Source organism: Cellulomonas sp. Marseille-Q8402 (assembly GCF_965119525.1).
This window is the reverse complement of record NZ_CBCPLX010000002.1, coordinates 82,415-104,003: the sequence shown is the minus strand read 5'-3', so window position 1 is coordinate 104,003 and position 21,589 is coordinate 82,415. Positions and strand designations below refer to the sequence as shown.

The following is a 21,589-nucleotide window of genomic DNA, read 5'->3' as shown; positions in this document are numbered from 1 at the left end:
TACCGCGCCCCCGCCTCAGTCGCCAGCCCCGCGCCGCCCTCCGCGCGGCCCACGGACACCGCCGTCGCCGGGCATGCACAGTCAGCGCGGCGGACCGGGAGCCCACAGCCGAGCCCCGCGCGCCGATCCGTGTTGGCGCTGGCGGCGACTCGTCCGTCGCTGACACATGGGTCCTGCGTGCGGGAAGGCACAGACCCGTTTCACGTGGAACGCGCCTGTCCTGGCACGGCCACCGCCGTGGGCCTTGTCGTGCCGCCGCATCGCAAGCACGCGCCACCGGCACCTGGTGCTGTCGAGGCACGCGCGCGCGCAGCGTCCCGATCCCGCACGGCCGACACCACCGCACCCACTCGCTCCATCGCTGGCCACCTCGCACAGCGAACCCGCGCGCCAGCTGATCCACATGGACGTGCGTGTCGGGCGACGCAGCCTCGGCGTGGCGCCGGGACCTCCAGAGCGCCACGAGCCTCGCCCAGGGCCACCTCGCGCCCCGGCGCGGGCATCGCCCACCCATCGGCGGGCTACCCGACCAGCGAGCACGCCGGCACCGGCCGTGTCCCCGCGCGGACGGGGATGCACCCGGCGAGACCGATCCCCGCCAGCCACGTCCGGCCCGCGCTGCCCCGAACCGACACGTACCGCTCGAGCGCCCGGCCCGGCCCTTCGCAGCCGGCCGAGTTCCGCGCCAGTGGCTACGTCTGAGGAGCGCCGACCTCCGGCGAGCGACTGCACGCGCTCCCGGTCGGACCAATGAGGCACCTCGGGTGCGCGGAGCTCGACGCATCACCCCGGAGCGCGCGTCAGGGACGACGATCCCGTCGACGGGTTGGTCGCCCGCTCGCCTCGCCGGCCTTGCTCGATTCGATCGTCTGAACCGAGGGACGCCTCGGGCGCGACAACGCTGTCGTCCGAGCGTCGAACAGGGACCTGCGAGCGAACGTCATGCGCCAACCCCCGGGTGTGGCACTTCAACAGCGGACAACACAATCCAGCCACTCGTTCACCAGCAAAACACTTCGCTGAGCGCCGATCTGAGCCTCGGTCGGGAAACACAAGAGGCCGGCCCCGCCACGGGACCGGCCTCTCGATGCGTTCAGGTGAACCGCCCCCGGCGACTCAGCTCGCGGGCTTGATGACCACGTACCGCGACGGCTCCACACCCTCGGAGTCCGAGGTGAGCCCGGCGGCCGCGACGGCGTCGTGCACGACCTTCCGCTCGAACGGGTTCATCGGCTCGAGCGACTTCGCAGCCCCGGTCGACCGCACCTCGGCGATCGCCTCCTCCGCCACCTGGACGAGCTCGGTCTTGCGGCCGGCGCGGTAGCCGGCGATGTCGAGCATGAGCCGGCTGCGGTCACCGGTCTTCGCCTGGACCGCGAGCCGGGTCAGCTCCTGCAGCGCGTCGAGCACCTCGCCGTCCGTGCCGACCAGTCGACGGAGCGCACGCTCGGTGCCCTCCTCCGCCACGATCTCCACCGCCGCGCGACCGTGGTCGACGTCGATGTCGATGTCGCCGTCGAGGTCGGCGATGTCCAGCAGCTCCTCGAGGTAGTCGGCGGCGATCTCGCCCTCTTCCTCGAGGCGCGTGGCGGCGCCGGCCTCGCCGGTCGCTTCAGTCGGTGTGGTCATCTCTGCTCCTAGCTGGGAGGGACGGTGTCGCGCCGGGGCGCGGAGGTCTCAGTCGTCGGTCGGGCTGCCGGCCGGCTTCGAGCCGGTGCGCCCGGCGGAGGAGCCGCCCGCACCCGCGCCGCCGCCGGAGCCGTTCCGCTTCTTCTTGCCGCTCGCCGGCGTGCCGGTCGCGTTCGGAGCCGCCGGGGCGTCGTCCACGGGCGCCGCTGCGGCCGCCGGGGACGCGGGCTTCGCGGAGGTGGTGCCGGCTGCTGCCGGGCCTGCGGGACGCTTCTTCGCGCGGTCCTTGCGGACGGGCTGCTGCCGCTGACCGACGGGACGCTGCTCCTCGATCGTGAGCGCCTCGGACTCCTCGATGGTGAGGCCCTTGTGCGCGGCCTTGCGCGCCTGGCGGGCCTTGAGCGCCTTCTCGGCCTGCGACCCGGGCGCCGGCATCCGGCGGATCGTGTAGAACTGCTGGCCCATCGACCACAGGTTGGTGGTCGTCCAGTAGATGAGGACACCGATCGGGAAGTTCACGCCGGAGAAGGCGAAGATCAGCGGGAAGACGTACATGAGCATCTTCTGCTGCTGCGCCATCGGCCCCTCGAGGGCGGCCGGGGGCATGTTCTTCATCGTCAGCTGGCGCTGCGTGAGGAAGGTCGTCGCCGACATGGCGACCACGAGCACGATGGTGACGATGCGGATGTGCAGGGCCGCGTCGCCGAACTCGGCCGCGTTCATGAACGTCGCCGACAGCGGCGCACCGAAGATGGTCGCCTGCTCCGCCTGCGCCGCCACGTCCTGCGTCAGGGGGCCGAGGTTGTCCCGCACGTAGTCGCCCGACGCCAGCGCCGGCAGCGAGTTCAGCACCCGGAACAGGGCGAAGAAGATCGGCGACTGGGCGAGGATCGGCAGGCAGGAGGAGAACGGGTTGGTCCCGTGCTTCCGGTAGAGCTCCATCGTCTCGCGGCTCATGGCCTCGCGGGACGCGGGATCGGTCTTGCCCTTGTACTTCGCCTGGATCTTCTTCATGTCCGGCGCGAGCATCTGCATGCCGCGGGACGCCTTGATCTGCTTGAAGAACAGCGGGATCAGGATGATCCGCATCACGATCACGAGGCCGACGATGGACAGCCCCCATGCCGCGCCGCCGGCCGGGTCGAGACCCAGCCAGTCGAACAGCGTGTGGAACTGCACCATGATCCACGCGACAGCGACCATGATCGGGTACAGCAGGCCGTCGAACCAGCTCATCGGGGAACTCTCCAGTGGGTCAGTGCGCGGAGGCGACCGCGTCGTGCGGGTGTCGACGGTGCGACCCCGCCGGTGGAACGTCGTCGACGCCGCCCGGGTTCCACGGGTTGCAGCGCAGGATCCGCCACACCGCCAGCCGCGTGCCCTTCCAGACCCCGTGACGCTCGAGCGCGATCACGGCGTACTGGGAGCAGGACGGGTAGAACCGGCAGGTCGGCGGGGTGAGCGGGGACAGGAAGCGCTGGTACCCGCGGACGAGCAGGACCAGCAGGCGACGCGGCAGTCGTGCGACCGCGCGCAGGACACGGACGACGGCCGGACGACCGTCGGAGCCGCTCATCGGGAGCCACCGGACCCGGGCACCGGGCTGCCGGTGCGTTCGGCCAGCCGTCGGCCGGCGGTCCGCAGCGCGCCGTCGAGGTCGGAGCCCAGGCCGGAGTAGTCGGCCGACGCAGCCGGACCGAGGGCCCGCACGACGAGGTCCGCGTCGGCCGGCAGCACGGCCAGCCGCTCCGTGGTCAGCGCGCGCAGACGGCGCTTGACCCGGTTTCGGACGACGGCGTTGCCCACGCCCTTGGACACGACGAAACCGACCGCCGGACCAGGTCCGGGGTCGGTTCGCGTCACCAGGTGCACCACGACCGTGCTCCGCCCGGCGCGCACACCCGCGCGCACGGTCCGCTCGAAGTCGGCGGACCGGCGCATCCGGTGCGCGGCGGGCAGCACCGCGTCAGGTGGTGTCAGGCCGACAGCTCGGCGCGACCCTTGCGCCGGCGGGCGGCGAGGATCGCGCGGCCGGCACGCGTCCGCATACGCAGACGGAAGCCGTGGGTCTTGGCGCGACGCCGGTTGTTCGGCTGGAAGGTCCGCTTGCTCACGATGGTCTCCAAGTACTTCGGTGCAACGACCGGTCGTCCGGCCTGGTCTGTGGTGCCCGCGCTCGACTGCTCCGGTACCCACGTCGTCGACGCGGCCGACGTCGGGGCACGCCAGCAGGAGCCATCAGGAAGGCTGGTCAAAGTTACGCCGCCGGGACCGCCCGGTCAAACTGCGAGGGCACCGGGCACGACTGCCTGCCCCGACCCTCTCCCGCGCGGTGCGGTCGGCGATTAGCATCGTCCGCTGATGCGTCCTGCAGCTCCGGCTCTCCCCACCCCGTGGACAGAGCCGGCGAGGCCTGTGGACAACTCCGTGCCCGGACCCCCGGACCCGCCCAGGCGGACCCGCGATCCCGCGTGATCGTCTGTCACGCACAGGTGTGGACAAGTCTGTGGACGGACGACCGTCGCGTGCGACACTCGACCACGCGACTCACGACGGCAGCGAGGTACAGGTGTCAGGACAGGACGATCAGCTGAGCCAGGTCTGGTCGGCCGCGATGGCGCAGCTCGAGGTGAGTCCCGACATCACGCCTCGCCAGCTGGCCTTCGTGCGGCTGGCCAAGCCGCTGGGTCTGCTCGACGGGACGATGCTGCTCGCGGTCGGCAACGACCTCACCAAGGACTACCTCGAGACGCGGGTCCGCCAGGAGGTCTCCGACGCCCTCGCCGCGGCCCTGGGCCGCGAGGCGCGCTTCGCGATCACGGTCGACCCCGCGCTGGAGACCGGCGACGCGGGCCTCGCCACGGCGCCGCCGCCCCGCGCGAACGACACCGAGGCCGCGGTCGTGGCGCACGCCGGCACCGGCCACCCCAGCACCGGGGAGAGCGCGCACGTCGAGCCGGTGCGCACCGAGCCCTTCCGGCGTCAGCCCGCTGGGCCCACCCCCAGCGTCGAGCCGGCGCAGCTCAACCCCAAGTACCTGTTCGAGACGTTCGTCATCGGGTCGTCCAACCGGTTCGCGCACGCCGCGGCGGTCGCCGTGGCCGAGGCGCCCGCTAAGGCGTACAACCCACTGTTCATCTACGGCGACTCGGGGCTGGGCAAGACGCACCTGCTGCACGCGATCGGGCACTACGCGCGCAACCTCTACCCGTCGGTCCGCGTGCGGTACGTGAACTCCGAGGAGTTCACCAACGACTTCATCAACTCGATCGGTGAGGGCAAGGCCGGGGCGTTCCAGCGGCGTTACCGGGAGGTGGACGTCCTCCTCATCGACGACATCCAGTTCCTGCAGGGCAAAGAGCAGACGATGGAGGAGTTCTTCCACACCTTCAACACCCTGCACAACGCCAACAAGCAGATCGTGCTGACGTCCGACCTCCCCCCGAAGCAGCTGAACGGCTTCGAGGACCGGATGCGCTCCCGGTTCGAGTGGGGGCTGATCACCGACGTGCAGCCGCCGGACCTCGAGACCCGGATCGCGATCCTGAGGAAGAAGTCGGCCAACGACAAGCTCCAGGCGCCGGACGACGTGCTGGAGTACATCGCGTCGAAGATCTCCACCAACATCCGCGAGCTCGAGGGCGCCCTGATCCGGGTGACGGCGTTCGCGAACCTCAACCGGCAGCAGGTCGACCTCTCGCTCGCCGAGATCGTCCTCAAGGACCTGATCACCGACGACGACCAGGCCGACATCACGGCCACCGCGGTCATCGGGCAGACGGCCGCGTACTTCGGCCTCTCGATCGAGGACCTCTGCGGCTCGTCCCGCTCCCGCGTGCTGGTCACCGCGCGGCAGATCGCCATGTACCTCTGCCGCGAGCTCACCGACCTCTCGCTGCCGAAGATCGGCCAGGCGTTCGGCGGTCGTGACCACACCACCGTGATGCACGCGAACCGCAAGATCCGCGAGCTGATGGCCGAGCGCCGCTCGATCTTCAACCAGGTCACGGAGCTCACCAACCGCATCAAGCAGGAGAGCCGCGGCTGAGCTCGCAGGACCCCGCGCACGACGGCACGAGACCCGCCCCGGAACGTCCGGTGGCGGGTCTCGTCGTCTTCGGCCGGCGCACGTCGCTCCCAGGCGCAGAAATCAGGCGTAGGACGAATGTGCACACCTGTGGATGGATCTGTGGAAACCGGTGGATGACCCCCCTGGTTCGTGTGGACGGATCCTGCCGCGCCGGTGGACGACGAAGGACGGCGTCGGCGTCGTCCCCACTCGTCTGCGTTGTCCCCAGCGGGTCCACAACCGCCGTGCACACCGCTCTCCGGGCTCCCACCAGCACGAATACGCGTCGTCCCCAGGATCCACAGAAGCGACGATGACGACGACTGATCCCTAGGAAGAAGATCCACAGCCCGTCAATGCTCTACCGAGCCGACCGGACGACGCCCAGCACCGCATGGGTCGCTCGCGCGACCAGGCCGAGGACCACACGCGTTGTGGACGACGTCCGCAGCCGCGGATCGTTGCCGGAGAGCGCTCCTCCGGCCGGCCGACGGGCGACCGTCGCCAGCTCTGCCGGGACCGTGCCTCGCTCAGGCCGTCCTGGCGAACGCCGGAGGCCTCCGGGCTCTGTCCACAGCCGCGCGTTCAGTACCGGAGGGCAGGTCACTCGCGTAGTCTTCGGGGCGACCCCAGCCGTGCCGCGGCCGGGGTCGTCCAGCACCGCGCACGGGATCGCCCGCGATCCCCCCGACCGAGAGGGTGGGGCATGAAGTTCCGCGTCGAACGTGACGTCCTCGCAGAAGCCGTCACGTGGATCGCTCGCAGCCTGCCCACCCGTCCCCCGGTCCCGGTCCTGGCCGGCGTGCGCATCGAGGCCGACACCGACGGCACCCTGCGGCTGGCGAGCTTCGACTACGAGGTCTCCGCGCGGTCCGAGATCCCGGCGGACGTCAGCGAGGCCGGCACCGTGCTCGTCTCCGGCCGCCTGCTCGCCGAGATCTCCCGCGCGCTGCCCGCCAAGCCGGTCGACGTGTCGCTCGACGGCACCAAGGTCACCGTCACCTGCGGCGCCAGCCGGTTCACCCTGCTCACCATGCCGGTCGAGGACTACCCCCAGCTCCCCTCCATGCCGGCGCTGGCCGGGACCGTCGACGGCGACGAGCTGACCAAGGCCGTCACGCAGGTCACGGTCGCCGCCAGCCGTGACGACACGCTGCCGCTGCTGACCGGCGTGCGCGTCGAGATCGAGGGGGAGAAGGTCACCCTCCTCGCGACCGACCGCTACCGCCTGGCCCTGCGCGAGCTCACCTGGAAGCCGGCCAGCCCGGACGCGTCCGAGGTCGCGCTGGTGCGTGCCCGCACGCTGTCCGACGCGGCGAAGTCGCTGGGCGCCTCCGGGTCCGTGAACGTCGCGCTCGCGACCGGCCAGGGCGTCGACCTGATCGGCTTCGAGGCCGGCGGCCGCCACACGACGTCCCTGCTGGTCGACGGCGACTACCCCGCCGTCCGACGGCTGTTCCCGGACGAGTCGCCGATCCACGCGGTGGTGAACACGCAGCTGCTCGCGGACGCCGCGAAGCGCGTCGCCCTCGTCGCCGAGCGGAACACGCCGATCCGCCTGACCTTCACCGAGGGCCAGGTCGTCCTCGACGCGGGCCAGGGCGACGACGCGCAGGCGTCCGAGGCGCTCGAGGCCACGCTGGTCGGCGACGACATCGCCGTCGCTTTCAACCCGCAGTTCCTCCTCGACGGGCTGGGGGCGCTGACGACGTCGTTCGTGCGGCTGTCCTTCACGCACCCGAACAAGCCGGTCGAGTTCACCGGCCAGGAGTCGCTCGAGGGCGAGGACCTCAAGGAGTACCGCTACCTCCTGGTCCCCATCCGCTTCGCCTCCTGAGGCTGCACGCGCCGGTGTGACCGGCGAGACGCGCGCTTCGTTCGTCAGCAGCGGCCCGCCGCAGGACAATGGCGGGCGACAGAAGACGTCCCGGGACCTCGAGGCCCCGGCGACGGTCGGGCGAGGAGAGGTGGAGCGATGCAGATCGGCCTGGTGGGTCTCGGCAGGATGGGCGCGAACATGCGCGACCGGATGCGGAACGCGGGTGTCGAGGTCACGGGGTACGACCAGAACCCGGAGGTCTCCGACGTCGCGTCGCTGGCCGACCTGGTCGCGGCCCTCCCCGCCGGCGAGCGCGTCGTGTGGGTCATGGTGCCTGCGGGCGCCGTCACGCACGCGGTGATCGGCGAGCTCGGCGGCCTGCTGGCCGAGGGCGACCTGGTGATCGACGGCGGCAACTCGTACTTCGGCGACGACGCGACGCACGCCGAGCAGCTCGGCGCCAAGGGGATCCACTTCCTCGACGTCGGCGTCTCCGGCGGCGTCTGGGGCCTGGCCAACGGCTACGGCCTGATGGTCGGCGGCGACGCGGCGGACGTCGAGCGCGTCATGCCGGTCTTCGACGCGCTGCGTCCCGAGGGCCCCCGCGAGGAGGGCTTCGTGCACGCGGGCGCCGTGGGCGCGGGCCACTACGCGAAGATGGTGCACAACGGCATCGAGTACGGCCTGATGCAGGCCTACGCCGAGGGCTACGAGCTGCTCGCCGCCAAGGACATCGTCACCGACGTCGCCGGCACCATGAAGGCCTGGCAGCGCGGCACCGTCGTCCGGTCCTGGCTCCTGGAGCTCCTGGTCAAGGCGCTCGAGGAGGACCAGGAGTTCGAGCAGATCGACGACTGGGTCGCCGACTCGGGCGAGGGCCGCTGGACCGTGGACGAGGCGATCGACGCCGCCGTCCCGCTGCCGGTGATCACCGCGGCGCTGTTCGCCCGGTTCCAGTCGCGCCAGGAGCAGTCCCCCGCGATGAAGGCCGTGGCGGCCCTGCGCCAGCAGTTCGGCGGGCACGCGGTGCGCGCCGCCGGTGCGCCGATCTCCGGGGACGCCCCCTCGGGCGTGCGCTCGGAGGGCTGACGCCGCTCGATGTACGTCTCGCACCTGTCCCTGACGGACTTCCGGTCGTACCACCAGGTCGACCTGACCTTCGAGCCGGGGATCACCGCGCTCGTCGGACCGAACGGGCAGGGCAAGACGAACCTCGTCGAGGCGGTCGGCTACGTCTCGACGTTCTCCAGCCACCGCGTGCCGACCGACGCCCCGCTCGTGCGGGCGGGTGCGTCGGCGGCCGTGGTGCGCTCGCGCGTGGTCCGCGCGCAGGACGACGGCTCCGAGCGCGCGCTGGTCATCGACGTGCAGCTCGGCTCCGGCAAGGCCAACCGGGTCAAGGTCAACGGGTCGCCGTCCCGCGCGCGGGACGTGGTCGGCGCGCTGCGGTCGGTGCTGTTCGCGCCCGAGGACCTGTCGCTGGTCAAGGGCGACCCGGACGGTCGCCGGCGGTTCGTCGACGAGCTGGCCGTGCAGGTGACGCCGCGGCTGGCCGGCGTCTTCAGCGAGTACGACCGCGTGGTCCGGCAGCGGACGGCGCTGCTCAAGTCCGCGTCCGGGTTCCGCGGGTCGCGCGCCGGCAACCTCGACGTGCGGACGCTCGACGTGTGGGACGCGAAGCTCGCGGAGCTCGGCGCGCAGGTGATCGTCGCCCGGCAGGCCGTCGTCGCCGCGCTCGACCCCTACGTCGGTGACGCGTACGAGCGGGTCAGCGATGGCCAGGGCGCGGCGCGCACGGGCTACCGGTCCTCGCTCGCGGCCGTGCTGGACGGTGCCGAGCCGGCCGTCGCTCCCCCGGCCGACGCCGGCAGCCCCGCCCGGGTCGTCGAGGAGCAGATGCTCGAGGCGCTCGGCCGGCTCCGGCCCAAGGAGCTCGAGCGCGGGGTCTGCCTGGTCGGGCCGCACCGGGACGACCTGGTCCTCACGCTCGGGGACCTCCCCGCGAAGGGGTACGCGAGCCACGGTGAGTCGTGGTCGTTCGCCCTCGCGCTGCGCCTCGCGTCCTACGAGCTGCTGACCCACGGCCCGAAGCCGGACACCGCCGAGGACGCGGCTCAGCTCTGGGTCGCGGACTCGGGCCCCGACGGCGAGCCGGTCCTCATGCTCGACGACGTGTTCGCGGAGCTCGACTTCCGGCGCCGCGCGCGGCTGGCCGAGATGGTGGCCGACGCCCGGCAGGTCTTCGTCACCGCCGCCGTCCCGGGCGACGTGCCCGAGCGGCTGGCCGGTGCCCGCTACGACGTGCTGGCGTCGGAGGTCGCCCGTGTCGCCTGACGAGCCGTCCCCGACGGCGACGGATGCCGGTGGTGGCGCCGAGCAGGCGCTCGACCCGGCCGTCCCCGTCTGCGAGCAGCTCGACATCACGCCCGCGGCGCAGATGGCCCGGCTGTCGCTCGCCCGGTTCCGCTCCGTGGCGCGGTCGAAGGGCTACCGGCCCGGGCAGCAGGCGCGCGGCCGATCGCCGCTCTCCCCGGCCGAGCGCGGTGGCCCCGGGGTCCACCCGCGGGACCCGCTGACGGTCTCGACGACGATGGCGTCGCTGTTCCGCGACCGTGGCTGGGTGCAGGAGGTCTCGGTCGGCGGCGTCGTCGGGCGCTGGCGCGAGGTGGTGGGCGACCACATCGCCGACCACTGCACCCCGGAGACCTTCGCCGAGGGGGTCCTGGTGGTCCGTGCCGACTCCTCCGCGTGGGCGCAGCAGCTCAAGATGCTCGCCCCGCAGCTCGTGCGCCGGATGAGCGAGGACGTCGGCGAGGGCGTGGTCCGGGACGTCCGCGTGCTGGGTCCGGCGGGTCCCGGCTTCGGCCGGGGGAAGCGCTCCGTGCGCGGTCGCGGCGCGCGGGACACCTGGGGCTGACCGCCGTCCACAGGCAGGGCGGATCAACGGGGTTTCCGGAGCGGGTGCGGGTACACTGGGAATCGACATCTCTGGCGCCTCTGCGCCGGTCCAGGACGCACGATCTCCGTCGTCGTGGAGTGATCCGCCCTCCCGACGGGAGGACGGGCGCCTCCGCCGCGTGTGAGAACTGAGGAGCACTTCCGCCCGTGGCTGACCAGAGCCCCTCCACCGGACCGACTCCCTCCACCGACGCACCCGGGGGGACGGTGAACGGGACTCCCGCCTACGACGCCTCCCAGATCACGGTCCTCGAGGGGCTCGAGGCGGTTCGCAAGCGTCCCGGCATGTACATCGGCTCCACCGGCGAGCGCGGCCTGCACCACCTGGTGTACGAGGTCGTCGACAACTCCGTCGACGAGGCGCTGGCCGGCTACTGCGACCACATCGAGGTCACCCTGCTTGCCGACGGCGGCGTGCGGGTGGTCGACAACGGCCGTGGCATCCCCGTCGCCATCCACCCGACCGAGGGCCGGCCGACCGTCGAGGTCGTCATGACGATCCTGCACGCCGGTGGCAAGTTCGGCGGCGGCGGCTACGCGGTGTCCGGCGGTCTGCACGGCGTCGGCATCTCCGTGGTGAACGCGCTGTCCACGAAGGTGCAGACGGTCGTGAAGCGCGACGGCTACACCTGGGAGCAGGACTTCGCGGACGGCGGCAAGCCGGACGGCGAGCTGCGCCGGCTGGAGCCGACCGAGGACACCGGGACGTCGCAGACCTTCTGGGCCGACCCGAGCATCTTCGAGACCGTCGAGTACGACTTCGAGACGCTGCGCTCGCGCTTCCAGCAGATGGCGTTCCTCAACAAGGGCCTGCAGATCTCGCTGACGGACGAGCGCCCGGCGCACTCCGACACCGACGACGAGGTCGCGGGCGAGGGCACCGACGCCGCCGACGGCGAGGCCGCGGCGTTCCGGTCCGTCACGTACAAGTACGACGGCGGCCTCGTCGACTACGTGAAGCACCTCAACTCGGCCAAGAAGGTCGAGCTCGTGCACCCCGACGTCATCGACTTCGAGGCCGAGGACACCGAGCGCCGCCTCTCCCTCGAGGTCGCGATGCAGTGGACCAGCGCGTACTCCGAGTCGGTGCACACCTACGCGAACACCATCTCCACCACCGAGGGCGGCACCCACGAGGAGGGCTTCCGCGCGGCGATGACCTCCCTGGTCAACCGCTACGCCCGCGACAAGGGCATCCTCAAGGAGAAGGACGACAACCTCACCGGCGACGACATCCGCGAGGGCCTCACCGCCGTCGTGTCGATCAAGCTGGGCGAGCCGCAGTTCGAGGGCCAGACCAAGACCAAGCTCGGCAACACCGAGGCGAAGACCTTCGTGCAGCGCGTGGTCAACGAGCAGCTCGCCGACTGGCTGGACTCGCACCCGAACGAGGCGCGCGACGTCATCCGCAAGGCCATCCAGGCGTCGCAGGCACGGCTCGCGGCCCGCAAGGCCCGTGAGGCGACCCGCCGCAAGGGCCTGCTCGAGTCCAACTCGATGCCCGGCAAGCTCAAGGACTGCCAGTCCAACAACCCTGCCGAGTGCGAGATCTTCATCGTCGAGGGCGACTCCGCCGGCGGCTCGGCCGTCCGCGGGCGCAACCCGCAGACGCAGGCGATCCTCCCGCTGCGCGGCAAGATCCTCAACGTCGAGCGGGCCCGGCTCGACCGCGCGCTCGGCAACGCCGAGGTGCAGGCGCTGATCACGGCCTTCGGCACCGGCATCGGCGAGGACTTCGACCTCTCCAAGCTCCGGTACCACAAGATCGTGCTGATGGCCGATGCCGACGTCGACGGCCAGCACATCCGCACGCTGCTGCTGACGCTGCTCTACCGGTACATGCCGGACCTGATCCTCAAGGGCCACGTGTACATGGCGCAGCCGCCCCTGTACCGGATCAAGTGGTCCAACTCCCCGCACGACTACGTCTACTCCGACCGGGAGCGGGACGCGGTGCTGGCCGACGGCCAGGCCAAGGGCAAGCGGATCCCCAAGGACAACGCCATCCAGCGCTACAAGGGCCTGGGCGAGATGGACTACTCGGAGCTCTGGGAGACCACCATGGCGCCCGAGCACCGCACGCTGCTGCAGGTCACGCTGGACGAGGCCGCCGCGGCGGACGAGATCTTCTCGGTGCTGATGGGCGAGGACGTCGAGTCCCGGCGCTCGTTCATCCAGCGGAACGCGCGCGACGTGCGCTTCCTGGACATCTGACCGCGGCGTGACCCGACCCCTCGCGACCCAGGCGCGCGCCCCGCGCCGACCCATCGAAGGACCTGACCTGTGACAGAGCTGACCGGCGACAACATCGAGCACGGCCGCATCGACCAGGTGGACCTGCAGCTCGAGATGCAGCGGTCCTACCTGGACTACGCGATGGCCGTCATCGTGGGCCGTGCGCTCCCGGACGTCCGCGACGGCCTGAAGCCGGTGCACCGCCGCGTCCTGTACGCCATGTACGACGGCGGCTACCGGCCCGACCGGCAGTTCTCCAAGTGCAGCCGCGTCGTCGGCGACGTGATGGGCAAGTACCACCCGCACGGCGACACGGCGATCTACGACGCCCTGGTCCGCCTGGTGCAGGACTGGTCGCTGCGGTACCCGCTGGTCGCCGGCCAGGGCAACTTCGGCTCCCCCGGCGACGACCCGGCCGCCGCCCCGCGGTACACCGAGTGCAAGATGGCGCCGCTGGCCATGGAGATGGTCCGGGACATCGACGAGGACACCGTCGACTTCCAGGACAACTACGACGGCCGCACGCAGGAGCCGTCGATCCTCCCGTCGCGGTTCCCGAACCTGCTGGTCAACGGCTCGGCCGGCATCGCGGTCGGCATGGCGACCAACATCCCGCCGCACAACCTCCGCGAGGTCGCCGAGGGCGTCCGCTGGCACCTGGACAACCCGGAGGCGTCGAAGGAGGAGCTCCTCGCCGCGCTCCTGACGCGCGTCAAGGGCCCCGACTTCCCCACCGGCGCGACGATCCTCGGCCACCGCGGCATCGAGGAGGCGTACCGCACCGGCCGCGGCTCCATCACGATGCGCGCGGTCGTCGAGGTCGAGGAGATCCAGGGCCGGATCTGCCTCGTCGTCACCGAGCTGCCGTACCAGGTGAACCCCGACACCCTCGCGAAGAAGATCGCCGACCTCGTCCGCGAGAACCGCGTGCAGGGCATCGCCGACATCCGCGACGAGACCTCGGGCCGCACCGGCCAGCGCCTGGTCGTCGTGCTCAAGCGCGACGCCGTCGCCAAGGTCGTGCTGAACAACCTGTACAAGCACACCCAGCTGCAGGACACGTTCGGCGCCAACATGCTCGCCCTGGTGGACGGCGTGCCGCGCACGCTCAGCCTGGACGCCTTCATCCGGCACTGGACGACCCACCAGCTCGAGGTCGTCGTCCGCCGGACCAGCTTCCGGCTGCGCAAGGCCGAGGAGCAGATCCACATCTACCGCGGCTACCTCAAGGCGCTCGACGCGCTGGACGAGGTCATCGCGCTGATCCGCCGCTCCCCCGACGCCGACGAGGCCCGCACCGGCCTGATGGCCCTGCTGGACATCGACGAGGTCCAGGCCAACGCGATCCTCACCCTGCAGCTGCGCCGGCTCGCGGCCCTCGAGCGGCAGCGGATCCTCGACGACTACGCGCGCCTCGAGGAGGAGATCCGCGGCTACCGCGCGATCCTCGAGTCCCCCGAGCGCCAGCGCGGCATCGTCCGCGACGAGATGGACGAGATCGTCGACAAGTACGGCGACGAGCGCCGCACGACGATCCTGCCCTTCGACGGCGAGGTGTCCGTCGAGGACCTCATCGCCGAGGAGGAGATGGTCGTCACCATCACCCGCGGCGGCTACGCCAAGCGCACCCGGTCGGACAACTACCGGGCCCAGCGCCGCGGCGGCAAGGGCGTGCGCGGCGCGCAGCTCCGCGAGGACGACATCGTCGACCACTTCTTCGTGACCACGACGCACCACTGGCTGCTGTTCTTCACGAACCTCGGCCGCGTGTACCGCGCCAAGGCGTACGAGCTGCCCGAGGGCGGCCGCGACGCCAAGGGCCAGCACGTCGCGAACCTGCTGGCGTTCCAGCCCGGGGAGAAGATCGCCCAGGTGCTGGACCTGCGCGACTACGAGCAGGCCGAGTACCTGGTGCTGGCCACGGCCCGCGGCCTGGTGAAGAAGACGCGGCTGACGGAGTACGACTCCAACCGGTCCGGCGGCGTCATCGCGATCAACCTGCGCGAGGACGAGAACGGCCTGCCGGACGAGCTCGTCTCGGCCCGGATCGTCGACTCGGTGAACGACCTCATCCTGGTGTCCCGCAAGGGGCAGTCGCTGCGGTTCACCGCGACGGACGAGGCGCTGCGCCCCATGGGCCGCGCCACGTCGGGCGTCACCGGCATGAAGTTCCGTGCCGACGACGAGCTGCTGGCCATGGACGTCGTCCGCGAGGAGGCGTTCCTGTTCACCGTCACGCAGGGCGGCATCGCCAAGCGCACGGCCCTCACTGTGGAGAACTACCGCGTCCAGGGGCGTGGCGGCCTCGGCATCAAGGTGGCCAACCTGCCCGAGGCCAACGGCGACCTGGTCGGCGCGCTCGTCACGGACCCCGAGGACGAGGTGCTGGTCATCATGGAGCGCGGCAAGATCGTCCGCTCCGCGACCTCCGAGGTCAACGCCACGGGCCGCACCACGCAGGGTGTGATCTTCGCCAAGCCCGACAACGGTGACCGGATCATCGCGGTCGCCCGCAACATCGAGCGCCACCTCGGCGACGAGGCAGGTACCGTGGGTGATTCGGCCGAGGCTGAGGACGTCACGTCCGCGGCCCTCGAGGACACCAGCGTCACCACAGCCCCGGACGTCCCGGTGGCTGACGAGACCTCCGAGGAGGACGCGTGAGCAGCGACACGCCTCCGTCGATCCCGCCCCGCAAGACCTCGGGCGGCGACTCCGACAAGCCCGCCGGCGGCCGCACCGCCACCGACACCGCGGGCCGCGGCACCACGCCGAAGGCGTCCGGGGGCTCCGGCTCCCCCGCCACCAAGGCCACGCCGGCCGCCAAGGGCAAGCCCGCGCCGCGCACCGGCTCGTCCGGGTCCGGCGGCTCCGGCTCCACGGCGTCCTCGGCTCCGGCGACCGCTGCCGCAGGCACCGCTGCTGCGACGTCGACCGCCCCCAAGGCTGCCACGGGCGCGTCCAGCAGCGCCACGGCGACGCAGGAGGCCGCACGGCCCGCCTCCGGCACGACGCCGCGCACCGGGACCTCCGGCTCCGGCAGCGCGCCGGCCACGTCCGCCCGGCCGGCGGCGTCGTCCCTGACGTCCGGGACCGGCCCGCGCCGCGTGCGCCTCGCCGTGTCCCGGGTCGACCCGTGGTCCGTGATGAAGCTGTCGTTCCTCATCTCGGTGGCCATCGGCATCATGATCGTCGTCGCCACGGCCGTGGTCTGGCTGACGCTCGACTCGCTGCAGGTGTTCGCCACGATCAACGGCCTGGTGACCGAGGTCCTGGCCGACTCCGACTTCGACATCATGCGGTACGTCGAGTTCGACCGGGTGCTCTCCGTGGCCACCCTGGTCGGCGTCGTCGACATCTTCCTGGTCACCGCGCTCGCCACCATCGGCGCCTTCCTCTACAACATCACGGCCGCCCTGGTGGGCGGCGTGCACGTGACGATGACGGACGAGTGACCTCCGGTTTGGGCGGGCGGCCCCTGCTGGGGTAGTCTCGTCCGGCACGCCAGCGTGCGAACGGGCCTATAGCTCAGACGGTTAGAGCGCTTCCCTGATAAGGAAGAGGTCAGAGGTTCAAGTCCTCTTAGGCCCACTCCCGAGCCCTGGGGGATCCATGAAGAAGCTCCTGCTCCTGGTGGCAGCCGCCGCCGCGGGATACGTCCTCTGGACGCGCTACGCCGCCGAGCGGGACGACCGCGACCTGTGGGCCGAGGTCACCGACTCCGTCGAGTAGGCGAATCCCCCGCTGCGGTCGACGCAGCAGCACCTCCCGGGCACCCACCGCCTCCGTGCGACGGGTGCCCAGCGTCCGGCCTCCGGGCGCGCACGGGGCCATGGCGCAATTGGTAGCGCACCTGCTTTGCAAGCAGGGGGTTAGGGGTTCGAGTCCCCTTGGCTCCACCACACGGACCGGATCACCGGAAGCACGACGAAGGCCCGGCACCTCGCGGTGCCGGGCCTTCGTGCGTCGTGCGGCGGATCAGGCCTCGGTCGTGCCCTCGCCGGCGGCGGGGGTCGTGCCGGTCGTGCCCTCGGTGTCCGGCTTCTTCGGCGCCGCGCGGCGCTGCGTCGCCTTCTTGGTGGCCTCGGTGACCTTCTCGGTCGCGTCGGCGACGCGCTCCTCGACGTCCTCACGGACCTCGGCGACGCGCTCCGCAGCCTTCTGCGTGGCCTCGCGGCCACGGGCCACGGCCTCGCCGGCCGCCTGCCCCACGGCCTCGGCCGCGTCGCCGGCCCGGGCGCGGAGCTGGTCGGTGCTCGCCGACTCGGGCTCCCACGGCTCGGCCCACGGGTCCGTCGTGGTGCGCGAGCGGGTCCACGCGAACACCGCGGCACCCGCTCCGAGCAGCGTGGCGACCAGGAAGAACCGCTTGGCGCCCTTGTGCTGCTTCTTCTCGGCCTTCGAGGCGGCAGCGGCGGCGGCGGCCGCCACCGCGGCGGCCTTCGCCTTCTTCTTGCCCGACTCCTTGTCGGCGACCTGCTCGACCGCCGCGCCGGCGCGCTCGGCCGCCTCGTTCACGGCCTGCACGAGGCGCGGCAGCAGGTCGTCGACCAGCTTGTCGTGCGCGGTGTCGATCACGGGGGAGGCCTTGCCCGCTGCCTTCTCGACCTTGGGCGCGGCCGCCTTCACGCTCTCCTTGTAGGCGTGGTCGATCCGCGGGATGAGCCACTCGATCGCCGCCTCGACGCGCGGCTGCGTCCACTCCACCGCGTGCTCCGCGGCGCCCTTGGCCACCACGGCGGCCTCTGCCGCCTGCACCTTGGCGGTCGCGGCGGCCTTGCTCCCGGCGTCCACGAGGGCGGCGCCCACGTCGGCCGCCTGCCCCTTGAGGCGCTCGGACGTCAGGTGGTCGGAGACGGTCTCGATCTTGCTCCGTCGGGTCAGGAAGGCCATGTCCACACTCTCCTGCTCAGGGTCGTCCGTTTGACCACCCACTCTGCCACCGTCGGGCCCTCCGCGCAGGTGGCAGGCGGGTGCGAGCACCTGAGAAGCCTGTGTTCGTCCCGCGTGAACACGCTGTCGTCGCCGGGTGGTGGGTCACCGGTCCGTGACAGGATGACGGTCATGAAGGCGACCCTGCACACGAACCGAGGCGACATCCGCCTGGAGCTCTACCCGAACCACGCCCCCGCGACCGTCGAGAACTTCCGCGGCCTCGCGACCGGGGAGAAGGAGTGGACCGACCCGGCCACGGGCGAGAAGCGCAGCACGCCGCTGTACGACGGCGTGGTCTTCCACCGCGTGATCGACGGCTTCATGATCCAGGGCGGCGACCCGCTGGGCCGCGGCACCGGTGGTCCGGGCTACACCTTCGACGACGAGATCCACCCCGAGCTGCGGTTCTCCGAGCCGTACCTGCTCGCGATGGCGAACGCCGGCTTGCGCCGGGACCCGATCACCGGCCAGGTGGGCGGCACGAACGGCTCGCAGTTCTTCATCACGGTGACGGCCACGCCGCACCTCAACGGCAAGCACACGATCTTCGGCAAGGTGGCCGACGACGAGAGCCGCGGCGTCGTCGACGCGATCGCCACCACGCCGACGCGCCCGGGCGACCGCCCGGTCGAGGACGTGGTGATCGAGTCGGTGTCTTTCGAGTCCTGACCCCTCGATGACCCAACCGCAGCCGGGCCCTGCCCCCGCTCCGCCTCCCGTCTGCCCGCGGCACCCCGACCGCATCGCCTACGTGCGGTGCCAGAGGTGCGGCCGGCCGGCGTGCCCGGAGTGCCAGCGCCCGGCTGCGGTCGGCGTCCAGTGCGTGGACTGCGTGCGCGACGCCGCACGCGAACAGCGCCCCGCCCGCACCGCGTTCGGCGGTCGCGTCACGGACGGCCGTCCCGTCGTCACGATCACGCTGATCGCCCTGTGCGTGATCAGCTTCGTGCTCCAGCAGGTCAGCGACCGCTGGACCATCGACCTGGCGTTCGTCCCGTTCCTCGGGGAGTCGGAGCCCTGGCGCTTCCTCACCTCGGCGTTCCTGCACTCGCCGAGCAGCGTCGTGCACATCGCGTTCAACATGATCGCGCTGTGGTCGGTCGGCCCGTTCCTCGAGACGTCGCTCGGCCGGTGGCGGTACCTCGCGCTGTACCTGCTGAGCGCGATCGGCGGGTCCGTGATGTTCCTGCTGCTGGCCGACCCGTTCAGCGCCTCGTGGTTCACCGTGCTGGTGGGCGCGTCCGGCGCGGTGTTCGGCCTGTTCGGGGCCGTGCTGGTCGTCCTGCGGCGCGTCGGACGCAGCGCGCGGGGCATCGTCGTCGTCCTGGCCATCAACGCGGTGCTCGGCTTCGTGCTGTCCGGCGTCGCGTGGCAGGCGCACCTCGGCGGTCTGATCGTCGGAGCGGCGCTCGGCGCGGCGTTCGCGTACGCGCCCCGGGACAAGCGCCTGCCGGTCGCGGTCGGCGCCTGCGCCGGGACGGCGGTCCTGCTCGCAGGAGCCGTCCTGGTGGCCTACGCGGGGGTCTGAGACCCGTCCCCAGCGTTGCTCACAGCTGTGGAATTACACCGGTGTAGTTATCCACAGGGTTGTGCACCGCTGGGGACACCGCGCAGCCGGCCTGGGGACAACCGGCCGCGGCCTGGGGACGGAGCTGTTGGTGCCGATCCCCGTCCCCGGACGACGCGTCACCGCCAGCGGGTGGCCATCCCGAGCCCGACCAGCGCGAACGCGAACCCGACCGCGAGGTTCCAGGACCCGATGCCCGGGATCGGCAGGTCGAAGTTGGTCAGGTAGGTGACCACGATCCACAGCAGCCCGAGCACCAGCAGCCCGAGCATGACCGGGAGGAACCACGGCGCGTTGACCGCGGGCTTCGTGGGGCCCTCCTGGGGCGCGGTGTAGTGCGACTTCTGCCGCGTCCTCGACTTGGGCACGGGATGCTCCTGACCTCGACCGTCCGACGTTGCCGGTCCGCGCGCCGCCACGGGGTGTGGACGGGCGCACGATTCCGCGTGACGTGGCCTAGCGTAGTGGCGAGACGAGGGGATCAGCGTGCCCGACGAGCAGAGGCGGCGCGCCCACGGGGCGCACAGCGCAGGACCCCCGGAGCCGGAGACCCCGGCGCCGGAGCGGCCGTCCGCGCGCCTGCACGCCGCGCGCGAGCACGCCCAGCACCGGTTGACCGCCCACCGCCGGGGTCGGGCCCTGCGCGGCACGCTGTCGGTGGCGCTGGTCATGGCGCTCGCCGGCGCGCTGTTCACGGCCAACGCCCGGCTGGCGAACGGCAGCGACGCCCGCCAGCCGCAGGACCTCGCCGGGCTCCAGTCCAACGAGGACGCACGGCGCGAGCGGCTCGCCGACCAGGTCGCGGAGCTCCGGTCCCAGGTCGACGCCCTCACGCAGGAGCAGACGGACACGGTCGGCCTGGAGTGGCAGTCCGCCGGGGAGGCGTTCGACATCGCCTCCGGCAAGGTCGCCGTCTCCGGCACCGGCATCACCGTGAGCCTCGACGACGCCCCGGCGGACGGCCCGCGCCCCGCCGGCACCGGACCCGACGACCTCGTCGTCCACCAGCAGGACCTGCAGGCCGTCATCAACGCGCTCTGGACCGGGGGAGCGGAGGCCATGGCCCTCATGGACCAGCGCGTGATCTCGACCAGCGCGTTCCAGTGCATCGGCAACGTGCTGTCGCTGCAGGGCCGCCGCTACTCCCCGCCGTACGTCGTCACCGCGGTGGGCGACCCGGACGAGCTGCTCGCGGCGCTCGACGCCGACCCCGCCGTCCGGGCGTACCGGTCCTGGGTGGACGCCGTGGGCCTCGGGTGGGCGACCACCCGGCCGGGCGAGGGGGTGCGCGTCCCCGCCTACGATGGGTCCGTCGACATGAGGTACGCCAGCGTCCCGACCGGCACCGAGGTCCTGCCGGGGCTCGTCGCCGAGGAGGGCACCGCGACGAGCGCCGGGGCGCGCCGGGAGGACACCGAGGGATGAGCGGTACGGAGGTCGGACCTGCCGTCGGGCACGCGTCCACCCGCCGAGACGCGCGCCGGGGCCGGCCGTCCCGGGGGACCGGTGTCGTGCTCGGTGCGGTCGGCGTCGTGGGCGAGCTGCTCATCACGGCGGGCGTGCTGCTGCTCGCGTTCCTCGCCTGGCAGCTGTGGTGGACCGACGTCGAGGCGAACAGCGCGCAGGCCGCCATCGTGCAGGAGCAGGGCTGGGACGAGCCGCTCGCGCCGCTGCAGGACGAGGGTCCCGCGATCGTCACCCCGCGGTACGACGAGCCGCCCGTGGCCGAGGAGCCGCCCTACCTGACCACCTTCGCGTCGATGCGCGTGCCGCGGTGGGACGGGGAGCCGACGCGCACGATCACGCAGGGCACCGACCGACCGAACGTGCTGAACCCCCTCGGCATCGGCCACTACGAGGGCACCGCGATGCCCGGGGGCGTCGGCAACTTCGCCCTCGCGGCGCACCGCACCACCTACGGCAAGCCGTTCAACCGGATCGAGGAGCTCCAGGAGGGCGACCCGATCGTCGTCTGGACCCAGGACACCTGGTACGTCTACCGCGTGACGTCGTCGCAGATCGTGATGCCCGACGACGTCCAGGTCATCGCGCCGGTGCCGGACCAGCCCGGTGCCGAGCCGACCGAGCGGTACATCACGCTCACCACCTGCCACCCGATGTTCTCCGCCCGCGAGCGGTACATCGTGCACGGCGTGCTGGACTACTGGGCGCCCGTCTCCGAGGGCGTCCCCGCCGAGCTCGCCGAGGGAGCCTGATGTACGGGTGGTTGTGGCGCCGTCTGCCCGGGCCGGCGCTGGTCCGCGTCCTGATGCTGCTGGTCCTCGCGCTGGCGGTGCTCGCCGCGTGCTTCGTGTGGGTGTTCCCGTGGCTCGCCCCGTACATGCCGTTCAACGACACCACCGTCGGGGAGGGATGA

General features: G+C 71.9%; 21 protein-coding genes and 2 tRNA genes. 16 read left to right on the top strand and 7 right to left on the bottom strand.

Features of this window, described 5'->3' with window-relative positions:
* Positions 1-1,116 precede the first annotated feature (1,116 nt).
* The 5 genes from ACWPWW_RS11560 to rpmH are packed head-to-tail and all read right to left on the bottom strand — an operon-like array spanning position 1,117 to position 3,743.
* Positions 1,117-1,629, bottom strand: coding sequence for a Jag family protein (locus ACWPWW_RS11560; protein ID WP_454050524.1), 513 nt, complete (start codon positions 1,627-1,629; stop codon positions 1,117-1,119).
* Positions 1,630-1,677: 48 nt separating this feature from the next.
* Positions 1,678-2,865: a membrane protein insertase YidC gene (gene yidC / locus ACWPWW_RS11555; protein WP_454050523.1), complete on the bottom strand. Its 1,188-nt coding sequence runs from the start codon at positions 2,863-2,865 to the stop codon at positions 1,678-1,680.
* A 19-nt stretch (positions 2,866-2,884) separates the two neighbouring features.
* Positions 2,885-3,205: a membrane protein insertion efficiency factor YidD gene (gene yidD, locus ACWPWW_RS11550; RefSeq protein WP_454050522.1), complete on the bottom strand. Its 321-nt coding sequence runs from the start codon at positions 3,203-3,205 to the stop codon at positions 2,885-2,887.
* A complete protein-coding gene (rnpA, locus tag ACWPWW_RS11545) occupies positions 3,202-3,591 on the bottom strand; it encodes a ribonuclease P protein component (RefSeq protein ID WP_454050521.1) in 390 nt (129 codons plus the stop codon). Before rnpA ends, yidD begins: the two co-directional genes overlap by 4 nt.
* A gap of 14 nt (positions 3,592-3,605) precedes the next feature.
* A complete protein-coding gene (rpmH, locus tag ACWPWW_RS11540) occupies positions 3,606-3,743 on the bottom strand; it encodes a 50S ribosomal protein L34 (protein ID WP_010849920.1) in 138 nt (45 codons plus the stop codon).
* 500 nt (positions 3,744-4,243) lie between these two features.
* Here rpmH and dnaA point away from each other — a divergent pair, with 500 nt between their 5' ends.
* The 11 genes from dnaA to ACWPWW_RS11485 all read left to right on the top strand — a co-directional run bounded on the left by dnaA (position 4,244) and on the right by ACWPWW_RS11485 (position 16,612).
* Positions 4,244-5,677 (top strand): chromosomal replication initiator protein DnaA, encoded by a 1,434-nt coding sequence (gene dnaA / locus ACWPWW_RS11535; protein WP_454051800.1) that lies wholly within the window; start codon positions 4,244-4,246, stop codon positions 5,675-5,677.
* Positions 5,678-6,404: 727 nt separating this feature from the next.
* Complete coding sequence (gene dnaN, locus ACWPWW_RS11530) at positions 6,405-7,535, top strand: DNA polymerase III subunit beta (protein WP_454050520.1); 1,131 nt, start codon at positions 6,405-6,407, stop codon at positions 7,533-7,535.
* Between the two features lie 138 nt (positions 7,536-7,673).
* A complete protein-coding gene (gene gnd / locus ACWPWW_RS11525) occupies positions 7,674-8,606 on the top strand; it encodes a phosphogluconate dehydrogenase (NAD(+)-dependent, decarboxylating) (RefSeq protein WP_454050519.1) in 933 nt (310 codons plus the stop codon).
* A 9-nt stretch (positions 8,607-8,615) separates the two neighbouring features.
* Positions 8,616-9,851 (top strand): DNA replication/repair protein RecF, encoded by a 1,236-nt coding sequence (gene recF / locus ACWPWW_RS11520; RefSeq protein ID WP_454050518.1) that lies wholly within the window; start codon positions 8,616-8,618, stop codon positions 9,849-9,851.
* Complete coding sequence (locus ACWPWW_RS11515; RefSeq protein WP_454050517.1) at positions 9,841-10,434, top strand: DUF721 domain-containing protein; 594 nt, start codon at positions 9,841-9,843, stop codon at positions 10,432-10,434. The genes recF and ACWPWW_RS11515 overlap by 11 nt, the downstream gene beginning before the upstream one ends.
* Positions 10,435-10,682: 248 nt before the next feature.
* A complete protein-coding gene (gyrB, locus tag ACWPWW_RS11510; protein WP_454050516.1) occupies positions 10,683-12,689 on the top strand; it encodes a DNA topoisomerase (ATP-hydrolyzing) subunit B in 2,007 nt (668 codons plus the stop codon).
* Between the two features lie 69 nt (positions 12,690-12,758).
* A complete protein-coding gene (gyrA, locus tag ACWPWW_RS11505; RefSeq protein ID WP_454050515.1) occupies positions 12,759-15,374 on the top strand; it encodes a DNA gyrase subunit A in 2,616 nt (871 codons plus the stop codon).
* Positions 15,371-16,165, top strand: coding sequence for a DUF3566 domain-containing protein (locus tag ACWPWW_RS11500; RefSeq protein WP_454050514.1), 795 nt, complete (start codon positions 15,371-15,373; stop codon positions 16,163-16,165). Before gyrA ends, ACWPWW_RS11500 begins: the two co-directional genes overlap by 4 nt.
* Before the next feature lie 62 nt (positions 16,166-16,227).
* Positions 16,228-16,301 (top strand) — tRNA-Ile (locus ACWPWW_RS11495).
* Between the two features lie 21 nt (positions 16,302-16,322).
* Positions 16,323-16,442 (top strand): DLW-39 family protein, encoded by a 120-nt coding sequence (locus ACWPWW_RS11490; protein ID WP_454050513.1) that lies wholly within the window; start codon positions 16,323-16,325, stop codon positions 16,440-16,442.
* A gap of 94 nt (positions 16,443-16,536) precedes the next feature.
* Positions 16,537-16,612, top strand: a tRNA-Ala gene (locus tag ACWPWW_RS11485).
* Positions 16,613-16,688: 76 nt separating this feature from the next.
* On the opposite strand, the gene ACWPWW_RS11480 is transcribed toward ACWPWW_RS11485, so the two are convergent.
* On the bottom strand, positions 16,689-17,603 hold the full coding sequence (locus ACWPWW_RS11480) for a hypothetical protein (RefSeq protein WP_454050512.1): 915 nt from the start codon (positions 17,601-17,603) through the stop codon (positions 16,689-16,691).
* Positions 17,604-17,774: 171 nt separating this feature from the next.
* Here ACWPWW_RS11480 and ACWPWW_RS11475 point away from each other — a divergent pair, with 171 nt between their 5' ends.
* Together ACWPWW_RS11475 and ACWPWW_RS11470 are read left to right on the top strand one after the other, a co-directional pair.
* A complete protein-coding gene (locus ACWPWW_RS11475; RefSeq protein ID WP_454050511.1) occupies positions 17,775-18,314 on the top strand; it encodes a peptidylprolyl isomerase in 540 nt (179 codons plus the stop codon).
* A gap of 163 nt (positions 18,315-18,477) precedes the next feature.
* Positions 18,478-19,173 carry a rhomboid family intramembrane serine protease gene (locus ACWPWW_RS11470; RefSeq protein ID WP_454050510.1) on the top strand — a complete coding sequence of 232 codons (696 nt, stop codon included), beginning with the start codon at positions 18,478-18,480 and terminating at the stop codon, positions 19,171-19,173.
* Positions 19,174-19,331: 158 nt separating this feature from the next.
* On the opposite strand, the gene ACWPWW_RS11465 is transcribed toward ACWPWW_RS11470, so the two are convergent.
* Positions 19,332-19,580, bottom strand: coding sequence for a cell division protein CrgA (locus ACWPWW_RS11465; RefSeq protein WP_454050509.1), 249 nt, complete (start codon positions 19,578-19,580; stop codon positions 19,332-19,334).
* 118 nt (positions 19,581-19,698) lie between these two features.
* Between ACWPWW_RS11465 and ACWPWW_RS11460 the strand changes: the two genes are divergently transcribed.
* The 3 genes from ACWPWW_RS11460 to ACWPWW_RS11450 are packed head-to-tail and all read left to right on the top strand — an operon-like array spanning position 19,699 to position 21,589.
* On the top strand, positions 19,699-20,637 hold the full coding sequence (locus ACWPWW_RS11460) for a DUF881 domain-containing protein (RefSeq protein WP_454050508.1): 939 nt from the start codon (positions 19,699-19,701) through the stop codon (positions 20,635-20,637).
* Entirely contained in the window at positions 20,634-21,428 is a 795-nt protein-coding gene (locus ACWPWW_RS11455; protein WP_454050507.1) for a class E sortase, read from the top strand. Before ACWPWW_RS11460 ends, ACWPWW_RS11455 begins: the two co-directional genes overlap by 4 nt.
* Positions 21,428-21,589: a hypothetical protein gene (locus tag ACWPWW_RS11450; protein ID WP_454050506.1), complete on the top strand. Its 162-nt coding sequence runs from the start codon at positions 21,428-21,430 to the stop codon at positions 21,587-21,589. Before ACWPWW_RS11455 ends, ACWPWW_RS11450 begins: the two co-directional genes overlap by 1 nt.

Excerpts from the sequence above, each read along its gene's own strand:
- ACWPWW_RS11560 (WP_454050524.1), bottom strand. The coding sequence starts at position 1,629 with ATGACCACACCGACTGAAGCGACCGGCGAGGCCGGCGCCGCCACGCGC.
- yidC (WP_454050523.1), bottom strand. The coding sequence starts at position 2,865 with ATGAGCTGGTTCGACGGCCTGCTGTACCCGATCATGGTCGCTGTCGCG.
- yidD (WP_454050522.1), bottom strand. The coding sequence starts at position 3,205 with ATGAGCGGCTCCGACGGTCGTCCGGCCGTCGTCCGTGTCCTGCGCGCG.
- dnaA (WP_454051800.1), top strand. The coding sequence starts at position 4,244 with ATGGCGCAGCTCGAGGTGAGTCCCGACATCACGCCTCGCCAGCTGGCC.
- dnaN (WP_454050520.1), top strand. The coding sequence starts at position 6,405 with ATGAAGTTCCGCGTCGAACGTGACGTCCTCGCAGAAGCCGTCACGTGG.
- gnd (WP_454050519.1), top strand. The coding sequence starts at position 7,674 with ATGCAGATCGGCCTGGTGGGTCTCGGCAGGATGGGCGCGAACATGCGC.
- recF (WP_454050518.1), top strand. The coding sequence starts at position 8,616 with ATGTACGTCTCGCACCTGTCCCTGACGGACTTCCGGTCGTACCACCAG.
- ACWPWW_RS11490 (WP_454050513.1), top strand. The coding sequence starts at position 16,323 with ATGAAGAAGCTCCTGCTCCTGGTGGCAGCCGCCGCCGCGGGATACGTC.
- ACWPWW_RS11480 (WP_454050512.1), bottom strand. The coding sequence starts at position 17,603 with ATGGCCTTCCTGACCCGACGGAGCAAGATCGAGACCGTCTCCGACCAC.
- ACWPWW_RS11475 (WP_454050511.1), top strand. The coding sequence starts at position 17,775 with ATGAAGGCGACCCTGCACACGAACCGAGGCGACATCCGCCTGGAGCTC.
- ACWPWW_RS11455 (WP_454050507.1), top strand. The coding sequence starts at position 20,634 with ATGAGCGGTACGGAGGTCGGACCTGCCGTCGGGCACGCGTCCACCCGC.
- ACWPWW_RS11450 (WP_454050506.1), top strand. The coding sequence starts at position 21,428 with ATGTACGGGTGGTTGTGGCGCCGTCTGCCCGGGCCGGCGCTGGTCCGC.